Source organism: Ligilactobacillus acidipiscis DSM 15836 (assembly GCF_001435755.1).
Taxonomy (GTDB): Bacteria; Bacillota; Bacilli; order Lactobacillales; family Lactobacillaceae; genus Ligilactobacillus; species Ligilactobacillus acidipiscis.
Window position 1 is genome coordinate 1 of sequence record NZ_AZFI01000125.1, and the last position, 6,236, is coordinate 6,236.

6 protein-coding genes are annotated in these 6,236 nt (G+C 41.1%); 3 read left to right on the top strand and 3 right to left on the bottom strand.

Annotated features, from left to right (window positions below):
- Positions 1-54: 54 nt before the first annotated feature.
- The 3 genes from FC65_RS12835 to FC65_RS08105 are packed head-to-tail and all read right to left on the bottom strand — an operon-like array spanning position 55 to position 2,074.
- Positions 55-753, bottom strand: a complete 699-nt coding sequence (locus FC65_RS12835) for a sensor histidine kinase (protein ID WP_338088182.1) — start codon at positions 751-753, stop codon at positions 55-57.
- Positions 750-1,379 carry a hypothetical protein gene (locus tag FC65_RS12840; protein WP_338088183.1) on the bottom strand — a complete coding sequence of 210 codons (630 nt, stop codon included), beginning with the start codon at positions 1,377-1,379 and terminating at the stop codon, positions 750-752. The genes FC65_RS12835 and FC65_RS12840 overlap by 4 nt, the downstream gene beginning before the upstream one ends.
- Before the next feature lie 5 nt (positions 1,380-1,384).
- Entirely contained in the window at positions 1,385-2,074 is a 690-nt protein-coding gene (locus FC65_RS08105; protein WP_056972263.1) for a response regulator transcription factor, read from the bottom strand.
- A gap of 195 nt (positions 2,075-2,269) precedes the next feature.
- Here FC65_RS08105 and FC65_RS08110 point away from each other — a divergent pair, with 195 nt between their 5' ends.
- The 3 genes from FC65_RS08110 to FC65_RS08120 all read left to right on the top strand — a co-directional run bounded on the left by FC65_RS08110 (position 2,270) and on the right by FC65_RS08120 (position 6,012).
- Complete coding sequence (locus tag FC65_RS08110) at positions 2,270-2,665, top strand: GtrA family protein (protein WP_056972264.1); 396 nt, start codon at positions 2,270-2,272, stop codon at positions 2,663-2,665.
- 114 nt (positions 2,666-2,779) lie between these two features.
- Positions 2,780-5,014: a glycosyltransferase family 39 protein gene (locus FC65_RS08115; RefSeq protein WP_235803107.1), complete on the top strand. Its 2,235-nt coding sequence runs from the start codon at positions 2,780-2,782 to the stop codon at positions 5,012-5,014.
- Positions 5,015-5,058: 44 nt separating this feature from the next.
- Positions 5,059-6,012 (top strand): glycosyltransferase family 2 protein, encoded by a 954-nt coding sequence (locus FC65_RS08120; protein WP_056972266.1) that lies wholly within the window; start codon positions 5,059-5,061, stop codon positions 6,010-6,012.
- The last annotated feature ends 224 nt before the right edge of the window (positions 6,013-6,236 follow it).

Sequence of the window (6,236 nt, forward strand, 5' to 3'; positions counted from 1 at the left end):
AATTTTTAGTTTTCAGACAGTCCCTAGTTAAATCAACCTGGAATGTCGTTTCAATTACTCCGGCAACACAACCTTAAAAATCGTACCGGTTGGATAGTTATCATGAACGCTGATCTTGCCATGATGTTCATCCACGATCCACTTGGCGATCGACAAACCTAGGCCATTTCCGCCTGTTTTAGAATTACGTGACTTATCAGTTCTATAAAAACGATCAAAGATCTTTTCTTTTTCAGGGTCGTCGATACCTCGGCCAGTATCCAAAATTTCAAACACTAGATTCTTTTTGTTTACTTTGGCTGAGACATTGATGCTCCCGCCAGAAGGAGTATACTTTAACGCATTGTCCAATAATATCACTAGCAGCTGACGGACCAGATCCGCATCAAAATTCACTCGTCCCTGGGCCAACAAGTTGGTATTCAAGACTTTATTTTGACTGTCTGCGATCTCGCCAAAAGGTTGAATAACCTTATTTAACCACGGTTCAATATCTACTTCTTGTTTGTTGATTTGAATCATACCAGAATCTGAACGGGCCAACGTCAGCAGTTGACTGCTCAAAACTTTCATGTGTTTTACTTCATCTAAAGTGGTTGAAACTTCGACTGCATGATCCATCACTTGATCACGCGGTTTCGTCAGCAAAAACTCCATTTGATTTTGAATGACCGTTAGTGGGGTCCGTAATTCATGGGCTGCATTGCTGCTAAATTCCTGCTGGCGTTTCCAGGAACGCAAGATCGGTTTCATATTTTGCCGTGAAAGATAATAGCAATGGCAATGGCCAAGATCCAAAAAGATGCCAAAGTTACCATTAAAGACTTCCGAAAACTATTGATCGCCAGCAATTCCGAGTCAATGTTTTCTAAAAGTAAAACATATCTGCCAGCATACATGGTATTCGCATTTTCTTTGGGAACCTTAACTAACAATTTGCGAAAATAATGGTTCGAAGTTTGTGTATTTCCAGTATAAAGGGTCATGGTCTCTTTTTTATTGACCTTGCTTTTTTCCAGCGGGATCTTAGTGAAAATTGTCAAACCATTCAAGAATTCATTACTGTTGATCACTTGACCTTTTTTATTATAAACAACGGTCATGGTCCGAAACTGTGCGGTATTCGCAGGAGGCGCCTGTTCCCTTTGCGGTCTTCTTCCTGGTTGCGTCCGGCGAAATTGCGGGGCTTTTTTATCCGTCATGATTTGTCTTTTTTGGTTATTCAAACCACTATCGATATTTTGGTAAATTGACCGTTGAAAGAAAAAATAAATCACACCGCCTAACACTAGAAATAAAATCGCAAAACTAAGCAAGATCTTGAAGAATAGTCCCCAACGTTGTTTATTTTCAAAAGTCCGTGGTTTTATTTTTTTCAAATACATCACTCACCCTCTAATTCAAACATATACCCAACATTGCGCAGAGTCTTGATCGGCTGTGTCCCGGCAATTAGCTCGATCTTCTTTCTTAAATTGCTGATATAAACCTCTACCACAGACAAGGCTGTTTCTGAGTCAAAACCCCAGATGCGGTCAAAGATCTGTTCCTTAGTCAAAATTGTTTCTGGGTTCTGTAATAAATAAACTAACAGATCATATTCCCTGCCGACTAAATTCACAGGCTGCCCTTTGACCAAAACAGTTCTTTTACTAGTATCTGCTTCAAAAAAACTAACCTTAAGCACATTGTCACTGCCTATCCGACCTGCCATTTTTAACAACGCCTTGATCCTCATCAACAATTCTTCACGGTGAAATGGTTTGGTTAAGTAGTCATCCGCTCCTAGCTGAAAGCCCTGTAATTTATCAGGCAAAGTGTCCTTGGCAGTCAGAACTAGAACTGGCATGTCCAGCTTATCTTCGGTGCGCCACTTCTTTAAAATATCATACCCGCCAACCGTTGGCAGCATTAAGTCTAGGATCACCAAATCAAATATTTTTTCCTCTCCCAACATTTGTCCCTCTAACCCATCAGTGGCAATAACCGTTTCAACTGATTCATTTAAAAAACGTTGGATCCCTTTTGCCAAAGACTCATCATCTTCAACAATCAGTACTTTTAAAGTATTCATGCTGTTTTACCCCCGTTGATCTCGAATTTATCGTACTTTCTAATGCTTAACAGTATGCCACTTTTTATTAAAAGTCCACATTAACCCAAATTTGTAAAACTTAATTTGCTTTTTTTAAGCCACGTTTAAGAAAAGTCCGCTAAACTCAATTTTGTTCAGTTGAAAGCACACTAGAAGATCGAAGGAGGTAGCATAATGAAACAAAATTTAGGGCAATTAATAAAATTTTGTATGATCGGCGGTATCAACACTTTTCTCACTTATCTTATTTATCTATTACTCTACCAGTCAACTGGAAACACCTTTGCAATGGCAAGCGGTTATGGCATCACTTCATTGTTGGGCTTATTATTCAATGATCACTGGGTCTTTAAGGCTAATTCACCCAACTTCTGGTTAGTTCTCAGATTCTATGCCACTTACGGTCTAACCTGGTTACTTAGTGTAGGCCTAACGTTTGTCGCTTCCAACTGGTGGAACTTTCAAGCAGAGTTGATCCCGCTTTTTTGTTTACTAATTACGACCCCCACTAATTTCTTGCTCAGCAAGTTCTGGGTCTTTAAAAAAAGCAGTAAAACGATCCAAGCTTAATTAATCGAAAAGAGGAATGGCATATGTCTGAAACAAAAAAAAGAAGATTTAACGGTAACAGAACAAAAAAAACGAAGGTGGGACTTTGATCCTTACCTGCTAGTAATTTTACTTTTGGCATTATTCTTATACGGCTGGGCGATCTGGCAGGCTGGGTCCGCCAATTCATTTTATACAGCAGCGATCACCAGTATGACTCAAAGTTTTAAAAATTTTTGGTATGCCAGTTTTGATCCGGCAGGATATATCACAGTCGATAAACCGCCCGTTGCTTTATGGTTCATGGCGATCAGCGCTAAAATCTTTGGCGTTCATGGGTGGAGCGTTGTTTTACCATCTGTTTTATTCGGAGTCGCTTCGGTCTACTTAATGTATTGCTTGATCAAGCCTTATTTTGGCAAACTTGCCGGTCGTTTGGCTGCTTTAGCAATGACTTTAACACCGATCGTTGTCGCAGATTCACGGACAAACAATATGGACGCGACTTTAATTTTCTTCTTACTGCTGGCTTTATTCTTTTTAGAAAAAGCCGTGATCAGTAAAAAACCGTGGTGGGTCATGGGAAGTTTCGCGCTAGTTGGCGTAGCCTTTAATGTCAAAATGCTTCAAGCATTTATGATCTTACCAGCGATGTATTTATTTTATTGGTTAGCAGCTCGGGAAAATTGGAAGCAAAAACTAAAGAAGCTAACGTACGGCACAATCGCCCTAGCAGTCTTCACACTCGCGTGGCCTTTATCGGTCGATCTGACCAACTCCAGCAACCGGCCTTATGTCGGTGGGTCAGAACACAACTCAGTTTTAGAACTAGCTTTTGGTTACAACGGTTCCGAACGTTTGCTAGGACAAACCACTGGGACCGGCAGATCATTTGGACAAGGAATGAACAGTAAGAAAAAAGGTCAGGTCCCAGGTGGCGGCACGAAAAATAACAAACAAGCTATGGGCCAGCGGCCAACGGGAAATAAAAAAGGCCTGCAGGCTGCTGGTAAAAAACCAGGTAATTCCATGAAAGGACCACAAGCCCAAACAGGTGGCCCTGGCGGCACGAGAGCTGGCGGTAAAACTGGCGGTGGTGGTGGTGCATTCGCCATCGGAACAGCCGGACCGTTGCGGATCTTCCAGTCTGACTTGGGACCACAAATTGCATGGTTATTACCATTTGCTCTCTTCGGTTTATTCGGCGGAATGATTTACTATCGTGACAAAAAGAAAAAATGGTATCAGCTTACCCAACAACAAAAACAAACTTTGTTGTGGGTGGGCTGGCTAGTCCCTGTTTATGGATTCTTCTCAATTGCTAGTTTCTTCCATCCCTATTATATGATCATGCTGGCACCAGCGATCGCAGGTTTATTCGGGATAGGCGGTAAGGTTCTGATCGAAATGAACCGTTCTTTACCACGAACAAACTGGAAATTTTATTTGCTGCCGCTTGCGTTACTTGCAACAACGGCTTTACAAGCATGGTATGTTTACAGCTACTATCCATGGCTGACTTACTTTCTGCTCGCCTTAGGCATTGCTTTAGCCAGCGCATTAGTCTTAGTCCACGATCATTTGACTAAAAAAATGGCAGTTATCGGCGGCATCACTACCATCCTTTTGAGTCCAGGCTGGTGGTCACTGACCCCAACGCTAGCAGCCGAATCTTCAGCGATCCCTTCTGCCGGTCCGGACCTATTGAGCGGTAACGGAGGAGCTGGCGGAGGCATGGGAGATTCAAACGTCAACAAGAAATTTTTAAGTTATTTGCAAAAACATCAGGGCAAAGCTAAATACTTGATGGGCACTAATGATTCAAACAGCGCAGCTCCATATATTATCAAGAGCGGCAAAGCTGTGATGGCCCTAGGGGGATATAACGGGACTGATGAGGCTCTGACGCTTAAACAGTTCAAACATTTGGTCAAAACGGGACAAATCAAATACTTTTATATTAGTGGCAAAACCGCCTCAGCTTCATCAGGTCAAATCGGCAAAATACTTCAGTGGATCAAGAAAAATGGCACTAAAGTAGCTGCTAATAAATACGGCGGAACCACAAGCTCAACGACCAGCTCCTTGTCAAAAAATACTAACCCTAAAAATGGGACCCCCAAAATGGGCGGTGCACCTAATTCACTTGGTAACCAAGCACCTGGTCGTCAAGGTCAACCCGGCGGTATGAACAAACAAGGAATGCAGCCAAATAGCTCTGGTATGAAAAAAGGACAAAAACCTGGTAAGAAACCTACGAAACGTTCCACTAAAAAAATAAAAAAGGGTTCGCTCAAAAAAGGAACCGGACAAATGGGCATGGGTGGAATGCAAAGCGGCGTACTTTATGATTTGAGTTCGATTTATTAAATAACTTTCGTATTCCATGTGTGATAGAGAAGGGAGAAATTCTAATGCGAAATCTAATTTCAATAGTCTTACCTGTTTATAACGAAGAAGAAGGGATCGTAAAAACCATTGAAGTTTTAGAACATTTTATTGAAAAGCAACCCCAAGATTTTGAGTTGATCTTTATTGATGATGGTTCGCTAGATTCAAGTGTTGCTTTGATCAAATCAATGCAGCAAAAGTTTTTGAACATTAAACTCATTGAGTTCTCGCGTAATTTTGGTCATCAACTGGCCATCTCAGCGGGGATCAGATACACGATGGGAGACGCTGTAGTAGTTATGGATGCAGACCTCCAAGATCCGCCAGCCGTGATACCGGCGATGATAAAAGAATGGCAGGATGGAGCACAAGTAGTTTATGGCAAGCGCAAAAGTCGCGAAGGAGAATCGTGGTTTAAAAAAACATCGGCTGCAGTCTTTTACCGTTTATTACAACGGGTGACAAGTATCAACATTCCTGTCGATACCGGCGACTTTCGTTTAATGGATCGTCGTGTAGTCAATGAGCTGAGAAAAATGAATGAAACTGATCCATTTGTCCGCGGCTTAGTTAGTTGGGTCGGTTTTAAACAAACTTCCGTCGAGTATGAACGGCAAGAACGTTTTGCAGGTTCGTCAAAATATCCCTTAAAAAAGATGATCAATTTGGCGTTAAGCGGGATCACATCCTTCTCAGATTTCCCACTAAAATTACTGATCTGGACTGGCGGACTCTCGTTATGTTTCTCAGGGATCTACCTGTTGACATCACTGATCATCGGATTCACTGAATTAAAGTTTTTGATATGTACGTTATTTGGACTAGTCGGCCTTTCATTGATCGGAATGGGTTTATTAGGGATCTATATCTACAAAACATTCCAAGCTTCACGCAAACGTCCACTTTATATCGTTTCAGAAACAAGTGGTTTTTCCCAAAAAAGCCAACAAAACTATTTAAAAGTTGCTCATTATTAATGGACGACGCCGAAAACACTTAAAGAGAAAAATGCTTTTACAGGCAGAAAAAAATAGAATTTTATAGAACATGAGTCAAATTCACTTTCACTATGAATTTGGCTCATGTTTTTGCGTTGTTTTCATCTTTTCCAGACAGTAAACAAAATATTTAAGTTTTGATTAAGGTAGCTCCTATATACTGTGAGTTAAGAACCTGAATTATTCATACTTTTTGTCTTAAA